This window comes from Microbulbifer maximicatervae (SeqCode), assembly GCF_052467955.1.
On record NZ_CP174329.1, the window covers coordinates 4,335,292 to 4,356,947 of the forward strand.

Below are 21,656 nucleotides of genomic sequence, written 5' to 3' on the forward strand. Positions count from 1 at the left end.
CCATCATCACTGCGCTTAGTGATGGTGATGATGGTGTCCCTGCTCTTCCGTGTCTTCTGCGGGAGCTTCCATCCCGCTCATCTGCCCGTGGTTGGCGTGGTCTCCGTGTCCACCGTGGCCCATAGCCCCCCAAATGGTCCAGATACCAAACAGCAAAATCGCTGCGGCGAAACCATAGCGAACCCCCGGCTTTTGCACTATGCCACGCACCTGTGCCGCCGCAGCACCAGTAGCCAGCATGGCGGGCACGGTGCCCAAACCAAAAGCAAACATCGCCAGGGCAGACCGCTCAGCACTGCCCTGGGCCAGGGCGAAAGTCAGCGCGCTATAAACCAAACCACAGGGCAACCAGCCCCACAGGGAGCCCAGTGCCAATGCCTGCCCCGCAGAGCGAACCGGTAATAATTTGGCCGATAGTGGCTGCACATAGCGCCAAAGGTAGCGGCCCCCTTTTTCAATCCAAGCCAATCCCTGCCAGATACCGCCGATGTACAGCGCCATCAGGATCAACATGATCCCGGCAGCAAATCGCAGCGGAGTTAGTGCCGGCAGTATCGCCGCACCGAGGGCACCGGCGAGCGCTCCCATCAGCGCATAGCTACCCAGGCGACCCAATTGGTAAGAGCCCAGCTGCACCCAAGCAGTCTTTTTCCCCGGTACCGCCATACCCAGCGCTCCGGAGATTCCCCCACACATACCGATGCAGTGACTGCTACCCAAAAAACCGATAGCTAGTGCCGCCGCTAAAAAACCCCAGTCCCCCACTTACTTCTCCTGCTTCCTTTCCGCGTCAGATATGTCCTGCTGAACATCATCGTCATCAAACAAAATGCGACGACCTTCCGTTTCCAGGTCATCGTACTGTCCGTTATTCACGGCCCAGAAAAAGAGCTTCACCGCAAAGCCAACCAAAATCACCGCAATGGGAATCAGGAAATACAGACTTTCCATCAGTTACACCTCCTCTCTTTCTGTGAGCACGGGATTAAGCCGCGGCGCTCACAGGGTTTTCGTCGACTTCCTGTCCACGGGACAGACGCAACGCATTTAGCACTACGATCAGAGAACTCAGGGACATACCGATTGCCGCAGCCCAGGGCGGCACCAGACCGCAAAATGCCAGTGGCAGGGCAATCACGTTGTAGCCCAGAGCCCATGCCAGATTTTGCCGCACAATTCGGCGGCACTTGTGCGCCAGCTCTATAGCTTTGGGCAGCACTTCGAGATCTCCGTTCAGCAAAATGGCATCGGCGCGGGACTGGGCCAGATCTGCCGCAGACATCATCGCCACAGAGGCATCGGCACCAGAGAGCACTGGCACATCATTGATGCCATCCCCCACCATTAACACCTTCTCACCATCGCTTTGCAGCTGCTTCATATGGCTGAGCTTGTCCTCTGGCGAGGCTCCGGCGCGGTAGTTGCTGATACCCGCTCGCCCCGCCAGTCGCTCAACTTCCGCAGACTGGTCACCACTGAGCAGTTCCACTGAAAGACCTTGCTCAGTCAAACCCTCAACAGCGGTGGTTGCCGAATCCCGTAACTTATCCCCCAACGCGATCCAGGCAATAGGGCCCAGTGAGTCGCCGAGCAGCAACCACTGCCCCTCCCCTTCGGGCGTGGAAATTTCCTCACTGGAAACAAAGCTTGCCTTACCCAGCCGGTAGCTGTCCCCCTCAATCCGCCCTTCCAGGCCGGCTCCGGTATGGACTTTCAGATCAGTGGCGATGAGATTGCCACGCCAGGCGCGGAAGGCCCTGGCCAGGGGGTGATTGGTCTGGGATTCCAGGGCAGCGGCAACGTCCTTAACCCGCTGCTCAGTCCAGTTGGCCCGCAGCAAATCAATATGCAGGATTCTCGGTTCACCGCGTGTCAGGGTACCGGTCTTGTCGAACAGCACCCGGCCGATACGCGGCAGCGTTTCCAGTAGGCTGCCTCCAGCCACAAGAAGTCCCAACTGCTGTAAACGCAGGGTGGCGGAGGCCAGGGCAGCAGGGGTTGCCAGCGACAGTGCACAGGGGCAAGTCACCACCAGCACAGACAGGGACACCCAAAAAGCGCGACTGGGATCGATTTGCCACCAGACAACAAACGCCGCTAGTGCCGCGAATAAAACGACACCGACAAAAATACCCGCAACCCGGTCTGCCAGGGCCACTTGGTTGGGTTTATCTAATTGCGCCCGCTCTACCAGGCGCTCAATAGCGGACAGGCGAGTCGACTGCCCCGCTGCCGTAATTCGAATAGTCAGGGTGGAATCGCCGTTGACACTACCGGCATAAACCGGACTGCCTGCAGACTTCTGTTGCAGTGCCGATTCACCGCTGAGCAGGGATTCATCCACACCACTTACGCCCTCCAGCACCTCCCCATCGGCGGGGATAGTGTCTCCTGGACGCAATAAGACTTTATCCCCAGCGGCCAATGCGGCCACCGGTACATGGACAATATCGCCCCCTTGGTATTTGGCCGCCGTCATCGGCAACAACTGGGCCAAACCACCGCTGGCTAAGCCCGCCCGATGGCGGGCGCGCATTTCCACCGTCCGCCCCAACAACAGGAAGAAGGTGAACATGGAGATAGATTCGAAGTACACCTCACCGGTGCCGAATACCGTGGCGTAAAAGCTGGCGACATAGGCCATACCAATCGCCAGGGACACCGGCACATCCATACTCAGGTGTCGGGCGCGCAGACTGCGCAAAGCGGCACTGAAAAATGGGCGCGCCGCGTAGAAAACCACTGGCGTTGCTACCAGCAGGGAAACCCAGCGGAAGTAGCGCTCAAACTCGCCGACGCCCTCTTCCGCTGCAGCACCAAAATACAGGGCGATGGCAAACATCATCACCTGCATGGTGCCGAGTCCGGCGACACCCAGGCGGCGCAGGGCGGCGCGGTGTTCGCTCTGGATCACACTTTCCTGGTTGGCCGCAGTAGCCGGGGCCGGCCGGTAGCCAATCCTTTCCAGTTCGCCAAACAGCTCACTGGGTTTGATCTTGTCGGGATTAAAACCAATCTGGGCACGCTGAGTACTGGCGTTGACAGAGACCTTCTCAATCCCGTCCAACTGCCCCAGGTGCTTTTCTATCAACCACACACAGGCCGCACAGGTAATACCGCTAATCAACAGCGAGGCAATCTTGTTGCCGTTATCCCAATCGTGAACAAACTGCTGCTGCACTTCCGGCAAATCGTATGCCGCCCAGCGGTCCTGGGGTTGAGCTTCCTCCGGCCTGTCACTCTCCTTCTCCCGGAAGCGATAAAAGCCATCCAGACCACCGGAAACGATAGCGCTGGCTACCGCCTCACAGCCTGGACAACACATATCCCGGGCGGCCCCGTCGATAACCACCGAGTGGTTGCTGCCGGGAGGGACTGGAAGTCCGCAGTGATAACAGGAGGAGGAAGACGAAGTCATTGAGTTACTGCGTTCAGTGGCGCGGCATTGCCGAGATCGAAGTTGATTTCACCTTTCAGGCGCCAGTTGGCGTCCTGATGCGCATCGGGATCGAGTTCCGGCATCAAGCGCAGATACCAGCGATTCCCAACGCCTTCAGGCAAAGTGCCCTGGTAGCGGCCCACGGAGAGCTGGGAGAGCTCGATATGCTTATCCAGGTCAGACTCCACCGGGTGGCTCAATGTGAGCAGTAGGGCCTTGGGGTAGTCGAGGTCGCCATTCAGCTCCACGACAACCGATTTTTCAGAAGGCTGAAACTGGACCAAAGCGGCCAGACCCAGCTCTTTCGCGCGCAAGTCCTGCTCGGCGCTGAAGTGATACATGCGGCTGTCTTTGTAGTAAGTATCACTGACTTTATCGTCAGCGAAGCGCACCGCTATCGAGACTGTAATTGTGGAGACAACCACCACTGTAATCAGTGGGGCCAGTACCATCCACGCCCAAGGTTCCCGGTACCAGGGTTTTGGGGTTGATTCATTCATCGCGTTACCAAAAAGTTACCGTTTGTGCACAAAAGTCGAGCCCGCCTGGGCGGGCCCGTACTTTGCAACGGGATTGGCGTCCCGTCTACTGCTTTGGACCAATAAACACCGTTCGGTGCTTATCAACCAGCTCAGGATTGTCGACTGCTTGGACAACAATCTCGATATCGTGCTTGGTATCTTTCAGCTGGTCTCTGGGAACGCTTACCCGAATGGGGACGGAGAACATCTCTCCAGGCACCAGGTAAATCGTCTTCGGCTTGCGAATGGAGTAATCGTATTCAGGCTTACCTTCCACCTTGATGGTGAATTCGTGGGGAGCCTGATCCATATTGTTGATTTTTACCGTGTAGACGTTTTGCACCTGTCCCTGGGACTCACGGAACATACGAGCACCGCGGTCGCGAGTGATTTCTGCCTCGATAGGGCTTCGAGTCATCACTTGCTGTGCAAACAGGCCGGTCATCGCAACCAGTATCAACGCGTAGCCAAATAGGCGCGGGCGCAGGAAGCGGGTCTTTCCACCCTGCAATTCGTCCTCAGAGGTGAAGCGAATCAAGCCCTGCTCATAGCCCATCTTGTCCATCACGCTGTTACACGCATCGACACAGAGGCCACAGTTGATACATTCGTACTGCATGCCGTCGCGGATATCGATATCCACCGGACACACCTGAACACACCAGTAGCAGTCGATACAGTCGCCCATACCTTCCGCTTTGTAGTCCACGTTCTTTTTGCGCGGACCACGGGTCTCACCCCGCTTGGCATCGTAGTAAACCGCCAGCGTATCCTCGTCGTACATCACCGACTGGAAACGGGCATAGGGGCACATGTATTTACACACCTGCTCACGCAGGAAGCCGGCGTTCATATAGGTGGCAAAAGTGAAGAAAGCGACCCAGAAAACACCCTGCGGGTGCGCGTTAAACGTCGCCAGATCCACCACCAGCTCGCGCACACCGTAGAAATAACCCACAAAGGCCAGTGCAGTTGCCAGCGAGATCAACAGCCAAATGGTGTGTGTGCCACCCTTGCGCAGAACCTTTTCCAGGTTCCAGGGGGCCTTATCGAGCTTCATTCGCTTGTTGCGATCGCCTTCACAAACCCTTTCTGCCCAGATAAACATCATGGTCCAGACGGTCTGCGGACAGGTGAAGCCACACCACACCCGGCCCAGTAAAGTGGTGACCGCAAACAGCGCGAAGGCGGCAATGATCAGCAGCCAACCTAGAAGGAAGCCGTCCTGGGGGCCGAAAGTAGTCCAGAAAATATGGAATTGGCGGGTGGGGAGATCAAAGAAGACCGACTGGCGCCCGTCGATATTGATCCAGGGTAGGAAGAAGAAAGCCAGCAGCAAAGGCAGGCCGGTATATTTGCGAACACGGGTGAAAACACCCTTGATATGTCGGATGTAGACTTTGTCTTCCGACTCATACAGCATGCGATAGCGAACTTCGCCATCACCTTCCTGTTCCTCACGGGTTGGAATTAAATCACTCACACAAACCTCACTCTCGCACGGGCACATCTTGTACGTGGGCCAGGTAGCCCCTTATGTTGAGGCTTTTTTCTCCGTCCCTGCAGCGCCCGGAGTCCCTTGATAAAACAAGGCCCAGCAAATGCCGGGCCTCAATAGTTAATTACTGCTTTTCTTCTTCCTGCTGGGACAGGCTGTAGACATAGGCCGCTACGAGGCGGATTTTGTCTTCACGCAGTTTATCTTTTTGCGCGGGCATCATATTTGTACGGCCACCGCGAATAGTGTGTTGGATCTGTTCGCGATTGCTACCGTATAACCAGATGTCGTCGGTCAGGTTCGGCGCACCCAGCATTTGGTTGCCTTTGGCATCCATACCGTGACAAGCCATACACACGGTGTTGAATACCTTCTGACCTTCGGCGGCCATGGCGGTGTCGTGCTCCAGGCCGTTCAGGGAGAGAACATACTCTGTCGCATTTCTAACACCTTCTTCACCGATCACCGGACCCTGAGGAGGCATCATGCCCTGACGACCGTTGTACAGGGTTTCCAGGATTTTCTCCGGGGTGCCGCCGTACAGCCAGGCGTTATCGGTCAGGTTCGGGAAGCCAAAGTTACCGCCGGCATCTGCACCGTGACATACCGCACAGTTGTTAGCGAAGATCCGGGAACCCATCTTGAGGGCTTCGGGGCTCTGCGCAATCTGCTCGATCGGCATATTTTCGTACTTACCGAAGGTCTCGTGGAATCGCTCCTGAGCCTTGGCCTGGGAAGCTTCCAATGCACCGACAGAAGTCCAGTTGCCGACACCTTTGAAGTTACCCAGACCCGGGTAAACCACCAGATATCCCGCAGAGAACACCAGGGTGGCAATGAACAACATGAACCACCACTTGGGCAGCGGGTTGTCGTATTCCTCGATGCCATCGTAAACGTGGCCTGTGGTTTTGTTTTCCGGTTCAGCCTGGTCATCCACTGCCACCTTTCGGTTGGCGAACAGCACCCAGGTAATCAACGCCAGATTGGCGAGGGTGAGCACAATTACCCACACACTCCAGAATGTACTCATTACTTATCCTGCCCCTGTTTTCGATTGGCTCCGGGTTTATCCCCGGAATTGGATTCGTCCTGCTGAGCGGCCGACTTGTCCTTGTCGGCTTGTCGCTCTTCATCGGCAAATGGCAAATTGGCATCTTCTTCGAAGCGCTTCTTGCGCTTCGGAGAGAAGGCCCACCAGCAGATAGCCAGAAAAGCCACAGAGCCCAGAACCAGACCGATTTCCCGCAAAGTTTCAATAGTCACGAGTTTCCTTCCTCGCTATTAGCGTTTTTGGGTAACCAGGGTACCCAGCTGTTGCAAGTAAGCGACCAGCGCGTCAATTTCCTTGACCTTGCCACCTTTGAAAGGCTCAGCGGCGTTGGCGATGTCGTCATCGGTGTAGGGCACACCGACGAAGCGCAGCGCTTCCATCTTACGTGCGGTGTATTCGCCAGTTACCACATTGTCGAACAACCAGGGGTAAGCAGGCATGATTGACTCAGGCACAACGCTGCGCGGGTTGTACAAGTGCGCGCGCTGCCATTCATCAGAGTAGCGTCCACCTACGCGCGCCAGGTCTGGACCGGTACGCTTGGAGCCCCACAGGAAGGGGTGCTCGTAAATGGATTCCTGAGCCATGGAGTAGTGGCCGTAACGCTCAACTTCCGCACGCAGAGGACGAATCATCTGAGTGTGGCAAACGTGGCAGCCTTCGCGAATGTAGATATCGCGACCTTCCAGCTCCATTGCTGTCAGCGGCTTCTGCCCCGGCAGCGGCGTGTAGTTATCCTTGGTAAAGAACTGCGGAACGATCTCAACCAGGGCGCCGAAACTGATGGCGATAATGGTGAAAAAGATCATCCAGCCGATGTTTTTTTCTACGAGGTCATGATTCTTCACGATCTAAACTCCTATGCCGCAGGCACTGCTCGAACGGTGTTATCGGCTTCGGCATCGTTTACCTTCTCGGTAATCGTGCGGTAAACGTTGTAAGCCATCAGCAGCATACCCACCAGGAACATGGCGCCGCCCAACCAGCGAACTACATAGCCCGGATGGCTGGCTACAACACTCTCTACGAAGCTGTAAGTCAGGGTGCCGTCGGCGTTAAATGCACGCCACATCAGGCCCTGGGTAATACCGTTAACCCACATAGCGGCGATGTACAGAACAGTACCTACAGTGGCCAGCCAGAAGTGCGCGTTGATCAGCTTGGAGCTGTACATTTCGCGGCGTTTCCACAGAACCGGAACCAGGTGATACAGAGCACCGATAGAGATCATCGCAACCCAGCCCAAAGCGCCGGAGTGTACGTGGCCAACGGTCCAGTCAGTGTTGTGAGACAGAGCGTTTACAGTCTTAATGGACATCATCGGACCTTCGAAGGTAGACATACCGTAGAAGGACAGGGATACCACCAGGAAGCGCAGGGTCGGGTCGGTGCGCAGCTTATGCCATGCGCCGGACAGGGTCATGATGCCGTTGATCATACCGCCCCAGGAAGGTGCCAGCAGAATCAGGGACATAACCATCGCCAGGCTCTGAGCCCAGTCGGGCAGCGCTGAGTAGTGCAAGTGGTGACCACCAGCCCATACGTACAGGGAGATCAGTGCCCAGAAGTGAACGATAGACAGCTGGTAGGAATAAACCGGACGACCAGCTTGCTTAGGTACGAAGTAGTACATGATGCCGAGGAAGGCTGCAGTCAGGAAGAACCCTACTGCGTTGTGGCCATACCACCACTGGATCATTGCGTCCTTAGTGCCCGAATAGATAGAGTAGGACTTGAACGGGCCAACAGGAATCTCCAGGTTATTAACGATATGGAGAACAGCAATAGTTACGATGTAAGCACCGAAGAACCAGTTCGCCACGTAGATGTGAGAAGTCTTACGCTTCATGATGGTGCCGAAGAACACCAGCGCGTAAGCAACCCAAACCAGGGCAATCAGGATATCGATAGGCCACTCGAGCTCAGCGTATTCCTTGGTGGAAGTGAAGCCCATCGGCAAGGTAATTGCCGCGGCGACGATAACGGCCTGCCATCCCCAGAAGGTGAAGGGGATCAGCCAGCCACCCCAAAGGCGGACCTGACAGGTACGCTGTACCACATAGTAAGAAGTGGCAAAGAGAACACTACCACCAAAGGCGAAAATTACCGCGTTGGTGTGCAGGGGCCTCAAGCGCCCGAAGTGCGAGAAGGGCTGCCAAAAGTCGTTGAGTTCAGGCCAGGCTAGCTGGGCTGCGATCAATACGCCCATGCCCATACCAAAAATGCCCCAGACCACGGACATGATGGTGAACTGGCGCACGATATTGTAGTCATAGTCCGGCACAGGGCCGGTCTTTGCCACCGTTGTCGTCATGTTTTTACTTCCGTTGCTTTTAAGATTCGGTTCCACTGTGCGGGACTGGCCCACCACAGAAGGTGTGTAACCACAATGTGTGAGGCACTGTGGTTACTATTGGCCGGATAAGGATTTAAGCGCATCCTTGCCCGGTGATTGCTGATCTAAATCAACTAAATCAATTTTCTTCCTTTACCTGCGGCAATGCGCAGACGCAGGGCGTTGAGCTTGATAAAGCCCTCCGCATCCTTCTGGTCGTAAGCGCCAGCATCGTCTTCGAAGGTAGCGATACGCTCATCGAAGAGGCTGTCCGCAGAGCGACGGCCCACAGCACTCACGCTGCCTTTGTACAGTTTCAGGCGAACTTCGCCGTTAACCACATCCTGGGACTCATCGATCGCAGCCTGCAGCATGCGGCGCTCCGGGGACCACCAGTAACCGTTGTAAACCAGCTCGGCGTAGCGCGGCATCAGGGAATCCTTCATGTGCGCAACTTCGCGATCCAGGGTAATGGACTCAATGGCGCGGTGCGCCTTCATCAAAATGGTGCCGCCCGGTGTTTCGTAGCAGCCGCGGGACTTCATTCCCACGTAGCGGTTTTCCACGATATCCAGACGACCGATACCGTTGGCTCCGCCCAACTTATTCAGCTTCTCAAGCAAAGTAGCAGGGCTTAAGCGCTCACCGTCGATAGAAACGGGATCGCCCTTCTCAAAACCCAAAGTAATGTAGGTGGGTTCTTCCGGAGCCGCCTCGGGGCTCACACTCCAGCGCCACATATCCTCTTCGGCTTCCGCCCAGGGATCTTCGAGGTTGCCGCCCTCGTAAGAGATGTGCAGCAGGTTGGCATCCATCGAGTAAGGGGATTTCTTCTTGCTGGAAGAGAAGTCCACCGGAATATTGTGCTGCTCGCAGTACTGCATCAGCTTTTCGCGGGAGTTCAGGTCCCACTCGCGCCAGGGAGCGATTACCTGGATGCCCGGCTTCAGCGCGTAGGCGCCCAGTTCGAAGCGCACCTGGTCATTACCTTTACCGGTAGCACCGTGGGAAATGGCATCGGCGCCAGTCTCGTTGGCAATCTCAATCAGGCGCTTGGCAATCAGCGGGCGCGCAATAGAGGTACCCAGCAGGTACTCCCCTTCATAAATCGCATTGGCGCGGAACATCGGGAAAACGAAATCGCGCACATACTCTTCGCGCAGATCGTCGATATAAATCTCTTTAACCCCGAGGGCCTCGGCCTTGGCACGGGCCGGTTCCACCTCTTCACCCTGGCCGATATCAGCGGTGAAAGTCACCACTTCGCAGTTATAAGTATCCTGCAACCATCGCACGATTACTGACGTATCCAATCCACCGGAGTATGCCAGTACCACCTTTTCGATTTTGCTCATTGCTGTCCTCTGCTGCCGGAAATACGTCGCCGCGACAAAAACGCGGAGACGGGGAATGCCACTACGCGAAACTAGTGTCGGTCTGGGGGAGTTATTCTTGGAGATATGCCCAGGATCGGTAAATTGCGGGCACAACAATACCCACACTCTTTGTCGGGGCGCGATTGTAGCGCCTAAGCTCGCGATCGACTAGCGCCAAGGCGCGAGTAAGCACAATTGATTGATTTTTAACCTTTTCGTGCATCGCAATTTTGTACAGCTTCGGGTAGCATTCGCGCCGCACAACGACTCACTACGCTAAGAAGCTTTACGGAGTACCATGACGGAGCAAATTACCCTTCGCGCCCCCGACGACTGGCACATTCACCTGCGCGACGGCGCCGCTCTCGGGCGCACCGTGCCCGATGCTGCAAAACAATTCCGCCGCGTGATTGTAATGCCCAACCTGGTACCCCCTGTGACCGATGCCGAAAGTGCAGTGGCTTATAAGGAACGTATTGACGCCAATGTTCCCGCCGACACCAACTTCGAACCCTTGATGGTAATCTACCTCACCGACAAGACCGACGCTGCCGTTATTCGCAAGGCTCATGAAGCCGGTGTTATCGCTGCCAAACTGTACCCAGCGGGCGCGACCACCAACTCCGATTCCGGCGTTACCGATATCGCCAACATCTACCCGGCCCTGGAAGAGATGCAGGCCTGCGGTATGAAGCTGTTGGTACACGGTGAAGTGACCACCAGCGATATCGATATCTTCGACCGCGAGCAGGCTTTTATCGAGAAAACCCTGTCCCGCCTGGTAGATGATTTCCCCACACTGAAAGTGGTGTTTGAACATATCACCACCGCCCAAGCAGTAGAGTTTGTACAAGGCGCCCGCGAAGGCGTTGCCGCAACCATTACCGCACACCACCTGCTGTACAACCGCAACCATATGCTGGTTGGTGGTATCCAGCCGCATTTTTACTGCCTGCCAATCCTCAAGCGCGGCTACCATCAAAATGCACTGATCGAAGCGGCCACCAGCGGTAACCCGAAGTTTTTCCTCGGTACCGATTCAGCCCCCCACGCCCACCACAAGAAAGAACACTCCTGTGGTTGCGCCGGTTGCTATACCGCCTACTCCGCTATAGAGCTATACGCAGAAGTATTCGAGCGCGCGGGCAAACTGGACAAGCTGGAAGGCTTTGCCAGTGAGTTCGGTCCCGACTTCTACGAGCTGCCGCGCAACGAGGGCACCATCACCCTGGTCAAGAGCCCCTGGACCCTGCCGGAAAAACTGGATATGGGTGGTGAAAATCTGATTCCCCTCGCAGCCGGTGAAACCTTAAACTGGCAACTTGCGTAATCGGCGAATGCCCTGATTACAGCGCCTGCGGGGAGAACACTCCCGGCAGGCGCCGCAATTCGAATACAATACCCTGCCCCACCAGCGCCAAATGCTGCTGGCCTGAAGACAAGATTTACAAGGAACCACCGTGACACCCGCCGAAGAACCCACAGGACCAAAAAGCTCTCTCGCCCAGCGATTCCGAGGCTTTCTGCCCGTGGTCATCGACCTTGAAACCGGCGGCTTTAACGCCCGCACCGATGCACTGCTGGAAATTTCTGCGGTTATCCTCGACATGGATGACTCCGGCAACCTCTTCCCACTGGAGACCCACAGTTTCCACCTGGAGCCTTTTGAGGGCGCCAACGTTGAGCAATCCGCTCTCGACTTTATTGGCATCGACCTGGAATCCCCGGACCGCGACGCCTGGCCTGAAGAAATCGCCATCCCCGAGCTGTTCCGCAAAATTCGCAGCGCTGTGAAAAAGCACAGCTGCACCCGCGCCATCGTGGTTGCCCACAATGCCCACTTCGACCTGGGCTTCGTCAATGCAGCCGTCGAGCGGACCGGCATCAAGCGCAACCCATTCCACCCGTTCTCCTGCTTCGATACCGCCAGTCTCGCTGGCCTCGCCTACGGCCAGACCGTACTGGCCAAAGCTTGTCAGGTTGCTGGAATCGAATTTGATAACAACTGCGCCCACTCCGCCGAGTACGACGCAGAAAAAACCGCAACCCTGTTTTGCGGCATCGTGAACAAGTGGAAAGAGATGGGCGGTTGGCCGCTGGAAACCGAAGAGACCACAGAAGAAGCTGAATAACGCACTATCTTCCGGGCTGCCTCGCAGCAGCCCGATTTATCCAAAAACGACAGAATTATTCGAAAGCTGTCGACAAAACACCCGCTATGTGCAGACTCTGGCCACTTGGGTGATTTTTTGTGCAAGCCGTGCTAATATGGCCCGCTTACACATAAAAACCGGATAGCGCCGTGGCCAAGAAACCTTCCTCTTCCTCCAATCGCAAACAAGCCGCTCCCCTCGAGACCAGCGAAAGTATCGAGGAGCAGGTAAAGGCGTTCCTCGCCGGTGGCGGTGAGATCGAGCAGGTGCCCAAAGGGGTGAGCGGCCAGACCAATACTTCCGGCCCCAAGCACATCACCCTCGGCAAAAAGCCCAGAGCCTAAACTCCGCGCAATAAAAAACCCCGACGGCGCTCCGCTGATCAGCAGCAAAGCGCGGCCGGGGCCGCTCGAATATGGCTGCATCAGCGCAGCCACTTCTCATTCACATCAGGGCATTTCTTCCAGTTCCGCACCCTCTTTCACCGGCGGCATCAGATCTTCTTTGTTGATATTCAAAGCCATCAGCACGTTGGCAGCCACGTAAACAGAGGAGTAAGTACCCACAACCACACCCACGATCAAGGCCAGGGAGAAGTTGTGGATCAATTCGCCACCGAAGAACTGCAGCGCCCACAGCACCAGCAAGGTGGTAAAGGACGTCATAAAGGTACGGCCCAGGGTCTGGCTGATTGAGATATTGATAATTTCCTCAGACTCAGCCTTGCGCACCTTGCGGAAGTTCTCGCGGATACGGTCCGATACCACGATGGTATCGTTCAGGGAGTAACCGATCACCGCCAACACGGCCGCCAGTACGGTTAAATCGAAGTCCAATCCCATCACCGCAAAGAAACCCAGTACGATAATCACATCGTGGCCCAGAGCCGCTACAGCGCCGAAAGAGAACTTGTACTGGAAGCGCAGGGCAACGTAGATCATCACCATGAACAGGGCCAGCATCATGCCCAGGCCGCCGTCGTCACGCAGCTCGGCACCTACCTGTGGGCCCACCATCTCGACACGGCGCAGCTCAACATCACCCTCACTGCCCTCTCTCAGGAGAGCCACAACCTTGTCACCGATCGGCGTCGTTGTTTCCTGATCGGTAGCGCTGATCTGGATTTCTTCCTCGGTCACCGCAGGGGGCAACTTGATCAGCAGGTCCTTCTCAGAACCAAAATTCACTACCGTAGCACCGTCGTAACCCGCTGCTTCCAGCTGATCGCGCACATCGCTGATAAAAGGCGTTACCTCATAGCCCACTTCAACCTGGGTACCACCGGTAAAGTCCAGGCCGAACTTCAGGCCGTTCATTGCCAGTGCGGCGATGGAGGAAAGTACCAGCACCACCGAGACAATCCCGGCGATCTTGCGCCAGCGCATAAAGTCGTAGACGCGCTTGCCCATGTACTCGGTAATTTTGCCGTTATCCACTTTGGTCTCACTCATGACTGACTCCCTTAAATCCAGAGCTTCTGCACACGGCGACCGCCGTAGAACAAGTTAACAATTGCTCGCGTACCCATGATGGCACTGAACATGGAGGTGAGAATACCGATAGACAGGGTTACCGCGAAGCCCTGTACCGGACCGGAACCGATGGCATACAGGATCACCGCCACAATCAGGGTGGTGATATTCGCATCCACAATGGTGCTGTAAGCATTGTCAAAACCGGCACTGATCGCTGTTTGGGGAGGCATCCCATTCCTGAGCTCCTCCCGTATTCGCGAGAAGATAAGCACGTTGGCATCCACCGCCATACCCACGGTCAATACGATACCGGCGATACCAGGCAGCGTGAGGGTTGCACCCAACAGCGACATCACCGCCACCAGCAGGATCATATTCACCGCCAGGGCCAGGTTCGCAGCCAAGCCAAATACGCGGTAGGAAATCAGCATACAGATAATCACGGCCAGCAGACCGATCTGTACGGATTGCACACCCACCTTGATGTTATCGGCACCCAGGGATGGGCCGATCACACGCTCTTCCACAAAATACATGGGCGCAGCCAGGGCACCGGCACGCAGCAGCAGGGCCAGTTCCTGGGCTTCAGCCGGGCTGTCCAGACCGGTGGTGCGGAACTGCTTGCCCAGGGCACTCTGTACCGTAGCCAAGCTGATAATTTTTCGCTCTTCAGTACGCTTCTGCACGGTAACTTCGTTACCGTTTTCGTCGATCTCAGTTACCGGCTCAAAGCGAGTCTCGATAAACAGGGTACCCATACGGCGACCGACATTTTTCCAGGTAGCGCGGTGCATCATCTCGCCGCCACGGGCGTCGAGGGTGATATTTACCTGCGGGAAGCCGCTCTCGTCGTAACCGACGCGGGCATTGGTAACGCTGTCACCCTTGATAATGATCTGGCGCTCCAACCAGGCACCGCCATACATCTGCGCCTGACGATCATCGCGGTAATCGAAGTATTCCTTGTTGGAAACCAGCTCATCCGGGCGAGCTTCCATACGGTATTCGAGGTTGGCAGTTTTACCGATAATACGCTTGGCCTCTGCGGTGTCCTGTACACCGGGCAGCTCCACAACGATACGGTTGCGGCCCTGGCGCTGTACGATCGGCTCAGCAACACCCAGCTCGTTCACCCGGTTGCGCAGGGTGGTGAGGTTCTGGGTTACTGCGTAATCTTCCAGCTGCTTGATTTCCTGATCGGTCAGGGTTGCGCGGATCTCCAGGTTTTCGCCGCTGCCGGACTCGCGCAGTTGAAGCTGCGGAAATTCCTTGCGCATAGTGGACATCGCCAAGCTGCGCAGCTCATCGTTGCGGAAGCGGGCAATAATCTCGCGATCATCCACCAGCTCCACATTGCGGTAACGGGCCTTGGCTTCGCGCAGTTTGCTTTTCACTTCCTGCTCGTAGCTTTCCATGTTGTTCTTGACGATGGTGTTGGTGTCGACTTCCATCAGGAAGTGCACACCACCCGCCAGGTCCAGACCGAGCTTCATCGGGCTAGCGCCGATATCTTTCATCCACTGGGGCGTAGTGGAAGCCAGGTTCAGGGCGACAACATAGTTGGTGGTACCAAGCGCTTTTTGAATCGCCTCTTTAGCCGGCAACTGCTCCTCCATGGAGTTCAAGCGGATCAGTACTGACTTGTCCCCAACTTCGCCGCCGAAGTGAGCAATACCCGCTTCATCCAGGGCTTTTTGTGCATTCGCAAGGACATCGGGGCCGATGGTGAGTGCACTGGATTGCCCGGAAATCTGCACGGCAGGGTCCGGCTTATAGAGGTTGGGCGCGGCGTACATCAGGCCAAAGGCCACAACCGCGAGAATCAGAAAGTACTTCCAGATCGGGTAGCGATTCATGCTGTTCTCATTGTTCTAGTGTGACCCCGAGGGCCGGTAAATCTTGGCAATCTGCCTAAGCAATTTGCCTGGATATGCGGGCAGTATACGCAGAATGCAAGGTACACCGCCCCCAATAAAAGTGGGGGCTGATTATACGGGGATCGTGGGAACGGACAAATTACAGGGGTGCCGCAATGAGACGGGCAGCACCCCAGGCAGGGTAAAAGCGACGCCTGATCAGGCCTCCAGCGCTGGAACCTCGCGGCCCAAACCACGGTAGAACTCGGCGACATAAGCCTCCAACTCATTGGCGGCAATGGCATCGCGTAGCTTTTGCATCAGGCGCTGGTAGTGGCGCAAATTGTGAATCGTATTCAGCTGCGCACCGAGAATTTCACCGCAGCGATCCAGGTGGTGCAGGTAAGCGCGGGAGAAATTCTCACAGGTGTAACAATCGCACTCTTCCTCCAAGGGACCCGTATCGTGACGGTGCCTGGCGTTGCGGATTTTCACCACGCCTTCGAAGGTAAACAGGTGGCCGTTGCGCGCATTGCGAGTAGGCATAACGCAGTCGAACATATCCACACCGCGACGCACCGCCTCGACAATATCCTCCGGCTTGCCCACGCCCATCAGGTAGCGCGGCTTATCTTCCGGCATCTTGTGAGCCAGGTGATCCAAGACCTTGATCATCTCATCTTTAGGCTCACCCACAGACAGGCCACCAATGGCATAGCCATCGAAACCAATCTCAGTCAGGCCGCGCAGTGACACATCGCGCAACTCCGGGAACATACCGCCCTGCACAATTCCGAACAGCGCCGACGGGCTATCGCCATGAGCTTTCTTGGAGCGCTCCGCCCAACGCAGGGACAACTCCATAGATTTGCGCGCTTCGTCAGTGGTGGCCGGATAAGGGGTGCACTCATCGAAGATCATGACGATATCGGAACCCAGGTCCCGCTGAACGCGCATGGACTCCTCTGGGTCCAGGAATACCGGGCTGCCATCGATAGGCGAGCGGAAAGAAACCCCCTCTTCCGTAATCTTGCGCAGTTCACCCAGGCTAAACACCTGGAAACCGCCGGAGTCGGTGAGGATCGGACCGGACCACTGGGTAAAATCGTGCAGATCGCCGTGGGCTTTAACCACTTCGGTACCGGGGCGCAGCATCAGGTGAAAGGTGTTGCCCAGAATAATCTGTGCACCGATCCCTTCGATATCCCTCGGCAACATGCCTTTCACGGTGCCGTAAGTGCCCACTGGCATAAACGCCGGGGTTTCCACCACACCGCGAGGGAAACGCAAGCGGCCACGACGGGCCTTGCCATCAGTGGTATCCACTTCAAACTGCATAAAACATTCGCGGCTCACTGGGTATCTCCTTTCGCTGGTGCTACTTCTTCTTTTTTGGCATTGGGATCGCGGGTAATAAACATGGCATCGCCGTAACTAAAGAAGCGATAGCGCTCTTCAACTGCGGCCTTATAAGCGGCCATCGTATGCTGGTACCCCGCGAAGGCACTCACCAGCATCAATAGGGTGGATTCAGGCAAGTGGAAGTTGGTGATCAACTTATCCACAACCTGGAATTCATAACCGGGATAAATAAAGATATCTGTCTCCCCCACCGTGGCCTGTAACTGGCCACTGCGCGCCGCACTTTCCAGCGCGCGCACGCTGGTGGTACCCACCGCAATCACGCTGCCATTGCGAGCGCGGCAAGCAGTTACCGCATCCACCACATCCTGGGAGACATCCAGCACCTCGCTGTGCATCTGGTGCTCATAAATATTGTCCACGCGCACCGGCTGGAAAGTACCGGCACCCACATGCAGGGTAACGAAGACAACCTCGACACCTTTATCCCGCAACGCACCGATCATCTCATCATCAAAGTGCAGCCCCGCCGTCGGCGCCGCCACAGCACCGGCATTGCGGCCGTATACGGTTTGGTAGCGCTCGCGATCGCTGGCATCGTCTTCACGATCAATATAAGGAGGCAGCGGCATATGGCCGAGGCGATCCAGAATCGCCAGCACACCTTCTTCTTTAGGGAAGGACAATTCAAATAGCGCATCCTTGCGGCCGGTCACCTCTATACGGGTGCCGTCCTCGAGGACGATGGTAGAACCGGGCTTAGGCGACTTACTGGAGCGCACGTGGGCCCAGATATCCGTCTCGTTGAGCACCCGCTCCACCAGGATTTCCAACTTACCGCCGGTTTCCTTCTGCGCGAACAAACGCGCCGGGATCACCCGGGTATCGTTAAAGACTATCAGGTCACCAGCTTGGACCTGATTGAGAATATCTGGGAACTGCCGATGTGCAATGGCCCCGCTGGGCCCATCCAGACACAAAAGGCGGCTGCCACGGCGCTCCTCAGTGGGCGCGCGGGCGATCAGCTCATCGGGCAGATGAAAGTCAAAGTCCTGACGCTGCATGGAATCCTGGAAATCTAGAAACTATGGAGAGGTCGCGAAGGTTATAGGAAATTTTAGGAGCTGTTAAGGAGCCTCTGAAAAACTCCGTGATACCTCTGGCATGCAGAGCAGTTCACAATCAAGGCGCGGCTTTGCAGGAATGTCTAGACCTTGCAAGAAGCCGCAACGCCGAGTGTGAATTGCTCTGCAAGCCCCAAAGGGTGGGCCTTGAGGGCTACAGCTGCCACGTTGCAGCTCTTGCAAAGGACTGTGCCATTCGCGGCGAGCTGCGCCTAACATCTGCAGCCCTCAAGACCCACAGAGGCATTACGGAGTTTCTCAGAGGCTCCTCAACTAGGACGACAGAAAATGCGCTAAGTTATTGAAATCACTGGTTGACCCAAGCGAAAGCATTGCTATAATCACGCCCTCTTCGCACCGACCCCAAGGTCGAGCAGCGAAAGTGCCAGAGTGGTGAAATTGGTAGACACAGGGGATTCAAAATCCCCCGCCCTTAAAAGCGTGCCGGTTCGAGTCCGGCCTCTGGTACCATATCTCAAACCCGCGATAGCGTAGGCTTTCGCGGGTTTTTTAATTCTGGTTTACCTTCCCTAAATTTTGAAGAATGGCGCTTAAAAGACCCAAAGTGTCCACACAGGATTTTTTTAACTCTACCTTGCCCACATGTGGACACCATCAATCTATTGCTTTCCCCCTGTGAAACTCCTCTTCATTTCTCTTCACAACTCTTCAAAGTGTGAAATCCAATTCTTACCCAAACCCCGCACCAGCTCAGGCTAGGGTCGCTAGTCTCATTTCATCAACTAAAAGAACGCCAAAAATCGGCGGGCGTGGGGAGGAGTGACCAGTGGCCATATTTACTGCACAATTATTGATCACGTAAAATCAGAGGGAACTGTTTATGCGGGTTATTAAGGCGCTTTTGAAGATTGGTGCCTGCTTGGCAGCTATACCTGGCTGCCAAGCAGGCAATGAAAGGAAGTGAAAACTACCCAACGAAGGATAACCTAATAGAAATTAAGCCTGATCAACTAAAAATTATTGAGGCTAAGAATATTGCTGGTGGGGTATTAGTGGTTGTTGGTGAATCCTCCAGCCAAAAGTGTGAGATAACGGTTGCAGGTGTTACTCTTCAAGACGGGTTCTCAATAAGCTCGATAGAGGAAGGCAGCAGGATAAAAGCACAGTGTAAGTGGCAAGGGAATCAGTATATACAAGTTGAAAAATATCTAACTCCAGTTGCTCTAAATATAAAAGAACATGCAACGATAGACATTCAAGTATTTCCCCCAAAATCTAAGCAATATCTCGCAATTACAGCAGTAGATTTACAGCTACCAGAATTTTCAAATCAACTTTAAAAAGTGGAGATAATTAGGACCATGAACGCTAGCTTTGTAAATGAGGATATAGATCTCACTGAGTTATTTTTCTCTAATTGTGAACGTAAAAAAATGACCTCCGATCAGCTTCATAGAGATAATTTTAGACTTGAAGCCATAACCCTCATATGCTGCTATATGGAAGCACTTGCCACTTTCGTATACCAAGTTAGAGGCAAAGGCTACTCCAAAGCCTTCTGCAGATTACTTACCGATTATGGTGACAACGACATATTCAATAAGATTCACCCAGCGTATCTAATTAAACAAATTGAAAAAAACGGCAGAATCAAGGATGAAGACAAGAAAAGAAATATAATAGAAGCACTAAGTCATTTGGCTGGGGCATTTCAAGACATCGAGGATGTAAAGCGTGCGATTTTAAGCCCAACTCCCGATAAAGCAGAAAAATGGATAGAAAAGTATTTATACATGGGCACCTTCGCTCACATTATTTATGATTTTGTTCGATCTCGGTCCGTTCATCACAATGAAAATTATACAATCAATTTCGATGGATTATTGCACAACGGCTCCCCCCCCCCCCAGTAATCGACTACAGATTTTTAACTGAAACTTACGAAAGCTTACTGGAGAACTTTAGAGAAGCCTGCAACAACTCCGGCAAGGACCCATATAAATTTGTATCTCAATGAGAATATATGCAACAAACACACCAAAGAAAATACATTTCACATGGTAACCATAGCTTAAAATAAAGAAACCCAGACCCAAGGACGCAATATGGATTTTGAGTGGGACGAGAACAAAAGGGAATTAAACATTCAGAAACACGGGATAGACTTCGTCTCAGTAATTCCAGTTTTTGATGACCCTAATGCTATAGAGCAGTACGACAGCGCCAACTCTGATTTAGAGAATCGATACCAGATTATAGGAATGGCTCGACCTGGCATTTTATTTGTAGCCTTTACTGAACGAGATGAAGGTAACACTATCAGGATAATTTCAGCACGTCGTGCAGAAAAAAGTGAGATCGCTAGATATAGATCCATGAGAAGAGTGTAGCTATGACTATTAAAAAATTTACGAAAAAAGAAGTTGAAAAGTTGAAAGATCTCACTGATTACGAACGGGTCAAAAACATGACGGAAGAGGAAATCAGGGAGAATGCTAAATCTGATCCAGATGCACCACTTCAATCAGAAACTGATTTAGAAAATTTTAAGCCCGCACGAAGGAGAGGCAAAAATGCAAAAAATAACGAAAGTTAACAAAGCAACAGATCCAGCCAAATTGCCTCAAGATAAAACTGACTGGAATCGTGTATACCAGAAGCCTCAAGAAACTGTTGATCAAGAGGCATTGTGGGATAACGAAAACCCAGTAATAAAAAACGGAAAAACCCGTAGATTAAATAATCACAAGTAAGACCCCAAGCTCTTCTCTGTAATCGACGTCTCTCGCTTCAATTCCACCTCTTTATTGGGTTAGAACTGAAGCGTGAACGTAGTACCAGAGGTTAGCAAGGTGAAAGTTCTCTTTTCTCCAATACCCCGCCCCATTTTATCGAATACTCAGTATAGGTCCCGGTCACAATATCAAGTATTTGCAGCCAGATATAAAACTCAGCTTTCTTAGATTTCGCGATCTCTTTTGCTAACTCCATTGCTGCCTCTTCAGTAGACACGGAACCTCTAAAGCTTTTTGCTCCACCATTCATAAGGTGGATTCTCTCGGCAAAAATAGCGTATCGGTTTATATTCTTTTCCATAAGTAAGCGGTACATGAACCACATTATTCAACTTGCTCTGGCGGGCTGCCATGATACCCCCTTCATCAACTTCGGAGGAAAGCCCCATGAATCAGCAACAGTGGCAAAGTCATGTCAGGGCCTACGAGAGAAGCTCTCAGTCCAAACGCGCCTATACTCGTAAGCACAACCTAAACTACAGCCAGTTCCTCTACTGGTACCGCAAGCTATCTGAACAAACGCCTGTGTCTGATATCCCTGACTTTGTTCCCGTGGATATCAAGACTCCTGTGACCACTATGGGAAACCTGGGCGTATTGGAGTTCCCCAATGGCATAAAACTGGTGATCAATAGTCCGGTGTTGTTGGCGCAAATCCCTGGCCTTATGGACCTGTAAAGTCTGCGGTGGCAGGATACCTCCCACAG

24 protein-coding genes and 1 tRNA gene are annotated in these 21,656 nt (G+C 54.1%); 10 read left to right on the top strand and 15 right to left on the bottom strand.

The features are described from left to right. Window positions 1-15 precede the first annotated feature (15 nt). From ACJJI5_RS18665 to ACJJI5_RS18710, 10 genes are all read right to left on the bottom strand, one after another. Window positions 16-765: a sulfite exporter TauE/SafE family protein gene (locus ACJJI5_RS18665; RefSeq protein ID WP_444932469.1), complete on the bottom strand. Its 750-nt coding sequence runs from the start codon at window positions 763-765 to the stop codon at window positions 16-18. Beyond that, a complete protein-coding gene (ccoS, locus tag ACJJI5_RS18670; RefSeq protein ID WP_445354913.1) occupies window positions 766-951 on the bottom strand; it encodes a cbb3-type cytochrome oxidase assembly protein CcoS in 186 nt (61 codons plus the stop codon). Between the two features lie 34 nt (window positions 952-985). Further along, complete coding sequence (locus ACJJI5_RS18675) at window positions 986-3,418, bottom strand: heavy metal translocating P-type ATPase (protein ID WP_445354914.1); 2,433 nt, start codon at window positions 3,416-3,418, stop codon at window positions 986-988. Then, a complete protein-coding gene (locus ACJJI5_RS18680) occupies window positions 3,415-3,939 on the bottom strand; it encodes a FixH family protein (protein WP_413664705.1) in 525 nt (174 codons plus the stop codon). Before ACJJI5_RS18680 ends, ACJJI5_RS18675 begins: the two co-directional genes overlap by 4 nt. A gap of 85 nt (window positions 3,940-4,024) precedes the next feature. Next, entirely contained in the window at window positions 4,025-5,443 is a 1,419-nt protein-coding gene (ccoG, locus tag ACJJI5_RS18685) for a cytochrome c oxidase accessory protein CcoG (RefSeq protein ID WP_413664704.1), read from the bottom strand. A 139-nt stretch (window positions 5,444-5,582) separates the two neighbouring features. Next, a complete protein-coding gene (ccoP, locus tag ACJJI5_RS18690; protein ID WP_444906137.1) occupies window positions 5,583-6,491 on the bottom strand; it encodes a cytochrome-c oxidase, cbb3-type subunit III in 909 nt (302 codons plus the stop codon). Then, on the bottom strand, window positions 6,491-6,724 hold the full coding sequence (locus ACJJI5_RS18695; RefSeq protein WP_413664702.1) for a cbb3-type cytochrome oxidase subunit 3: 234 nt from the start codon (window positions 6,722-6,724) through the stop codon (window positions 6,491-6,493). Before ACJJI5_RS18695 ends, ccoP begins: the two co-directional genes overlap by 1 nt. Before the next feature lie 18 nt (window positions 6,725-6,742). Continuing rightward, complete coding sequence (gene ccoO, locus ACJJI5_RS18700) at window positions 6,743-7,360, bottom strand: cytochrome-c oxidase, cbb3-type subunit II (RefSeq protein ID WP_413664701.1); 618 nt, start codon at window positions 7,358-7,360, stop codon at window positions 6,743-6,745. Window positions 7,361-7,371: 11 nt separating this feature from the next. Beyond that, on the bottom strand, window positions 7,372-8,826 hold the full coding sequence (ccoN, locus tag ACJJI5_RS18705) for a cytochrome-c oxidase, cbb3-type subunit I (protein WP_413664700.1): 1,455 nt from the start codon (window positions 8,824-8,826) through the stop codon (window positions 7,372-7,374). A gap of 155 nt (window positions 8,827-8,981) precedes the next feature. Continuing rightward, window positions 8,982-10,202, bottom strand: a complete 1,221-nt coding sequence (locus tag ACJJI5_RS18710) for an argininosuccinate synthase (protein WP_445354915.1) — start codon at window positions 10,200-10,202, stop codon at window positions 8,982-8,984. 319 nt (window positions 10,203-10,521) lie between these two features. Between ACJJI5_RS18710 and pyrC the strand changes: the two genes are divergently transcribed. From pyrC to ACJJI5_RS18725, 3 genes are all read left to right on the top strand, one after another. Further along, window positions 10,522-11,553, top strand: coding sequence for a dihydroorotase (gene pyrC / locus ACJJI5_RS18715; protein ID WP_445354916.1), 1,032 nt, complete (start codon window positions 10,522-10,524; stop codon window positions 11,551-11,553). A gap of 130 nt (window positions 11,554-11,683) precedes the next feature. Beyond that, window positions 11,684-12,355 carry a ribonuclease T gene (gene rnt, locus ACJJI5_RS18720; RefSeq protein ID WP_282931564.1) on the top strand — a complete coding sequence of 224 codons (672 nt, stop codon included), beginning with the start codon at window positions 11,684-11,686 and terminating at the stop codon, window positions 12,353-12,355. Between the two features lie 170 nt (window positions 12,356-12,525). Continuing rightward, the gene (locus tag ACJJI5_RS18725) at window positions 12,526-12,720 is read left to right on the top strand and encodes a PFL_1563 family small protein (protein WP_413664697.1); all 195 of its coding nucleotides are present in this window, start codon (window positions 12,526-12,528) and stop codon (window positions 12,718-12,720) included. Between the two features lie 105 nt (window positions 12,721-12,825). Here the strand turns inward: ACJJI5_RS18725 and secF are convergent, their stop codons facing one another. From secF to queA, 4 genes are all read right to left on the bottom strand, one after another. Then, the gene (secF, locus tag ACJJI5_RS18730; RefSeq protein ID WP_444894896.1) at window positions 12,826-13,827 is read right to left on the bottom strand and encodes a protein translocase subunit SecF; all 1,002 of its coding nucleotides are present in this window, start codon (window positions 13,825-13,827) and stop codon (window positions 12,826-12,828) included. An 11-nt stretch (window positions 13,828-13,838) separates the two neighbouring features. Continuing rightward, window positions 13,839-15,707 carry a protein translocase subunit SecD gene (secD, locus tag ACJJI5_RS18735; RefSeq protein WP_445354917.1) on the bottom strand — a complete coding sequence of 623 codons (1,869 nt, stop codon included), beginning with the start codon at window positions 15,705-15,707 and terminating at the stop codon, window positions 13,839-13,841. 219 nt (window positions 15,708-15,926) lie between these two features. After that, window positions 15,927-17,045: a tRNA guanosine(34) transglycosylase Tgt gene (tgt, locus tag ACJJI5_RS18740; protein WP_444898252.1), complete on the bottom strand. Its 1,119-nt coding sequence runs from the start codon at window positions 17,043-17,045 to the stop codon at window positions 15,927-15,929. A 14-nt stretch (window positions 17,046-17,059) separates the two neighbouring features. Beyond that, window positions 17,060-18,133: a tRNA preQ1(34) S-adenosylmethionine ribosyltransferase-isomerase QueA gene (gene queA / locus ACJJI5_RS18745; protein WP_445354918.1), complete on the bottom strand. Its 1,074-nt coding sequence runs from the start codon at window positions 18,131-18,133 to the stop codon at window positions 17,060-17,062. 444 nt (window positions 18,134-18,577) lie between these two features. Between queA and ACJJI5_RS18750 the strand changes: the two genes are divergently transcribed. The 6 genes from ACJJI5_RS18750 (at window position 18,578) to ACJJI5_RS18775 (ending at window position 20,907) form a co-directional block, all read left to right on the top strand. Further along, window positions 18,578-18,664, top strand: a tRNA-Leu gene (locus ACJJI5_RS18750). 440 nt (window positions 18,665-19,104) lie between these two features. Continuing rightward, entirely contained in the window at window positions 19,105-19,494 is a 390-nt protein-coding gene (locus tag ACJJI5_RS18755) for a hypothetical protein (RefSeq protein WP_445354919.1), read from the top strand. A gap of 21 nt (window positions 19,495-19,515) precedes the next feature. Then, window positions 19,516-20,067 (top strand): hypothetical protein, encoded by a 552-nt coding sequence (locus ACJJI5_RS18760; RefSeq protein WP_445354920.1) that lies wholly within the window; start codon window positions 19,516-19,518, stop codon window positions 20,065-20,067. A 192-nt stretch (window positions 20,068-20,259) separates the two neighbouring features. After that, window positions 20,260-20,544 (top strand): BrnT family toxin, encoded by a 285-nt coding sequence (locus ACJJI5_RS18765; RefSeq protein WP_445354921.1) that lies wholly within the window; start codon window positions 20,260-20,262, stop codon window positions 20,542-20,544. 2 nt (window positions 20,545-20,546) lie between these two features. Continuing rightward, window positions 20,547-20,750: a hypothetical protein gene (locus tag ACJJI5_RS18770; RefSeq protein WP_445354922.1), complete on the top strand. Its 204-nt coding sequence runs from the start codon at window positions 20,547-20,549 to the stop codon at window positions 20,748-20,750. Beyond that, a complete protein-coding gene (locus tag ACJJI5_RS18775) occupies window positions 20,728-20,907 on the top strand; it encodes a hypothetical protein (RefSeq protein WP_445354923.1) in 180 nt (59 codons plus the stop codon). The genes ACJJI5_RS18770 and ACJJI5_RS18775 overlap by 23 nt, the downstream gene beginning before the upstream one ends. Before the next feature lie 91 nt (window positions 20,908-20,998). Here the strand turns inward: ACJJI5_RS18775 and ACJJI5_RS18780 are convergent, their stop codons facing one another. Next, window positions 20,999-21,250, bottom strand: a complete 252-nt coding sequence (locus ACJJI5_RS18780; protein WP_445354924.1) for a hypothetical protein — start codon at window positions 21,248-21,250, stop codon at window positions 20,999-21,001. A gap of 86 nt (window positions 21,251-21,336) precedes the next feature. Here ACJJI5_RS18780 and tnpA point away from each other — a divergent pair, with 86 nt between their 5' ends. Next, the gene (tnpA, locus tag ACJJI5_RS18785; RefSeq protein WP_445354925.1) at window positions 21,337-21,627 is read left to right on the top strand and encodes an IS66 family insertion sequence element accessory protein TnpA; all 291 of its coding nucleotides are present in this window, start codon (window positions 21,337-21,339) and stop codon (window positions 21,625-21,627) included. Window positions 21,628-21,656 lie beyond the last annotated feature (29 nt).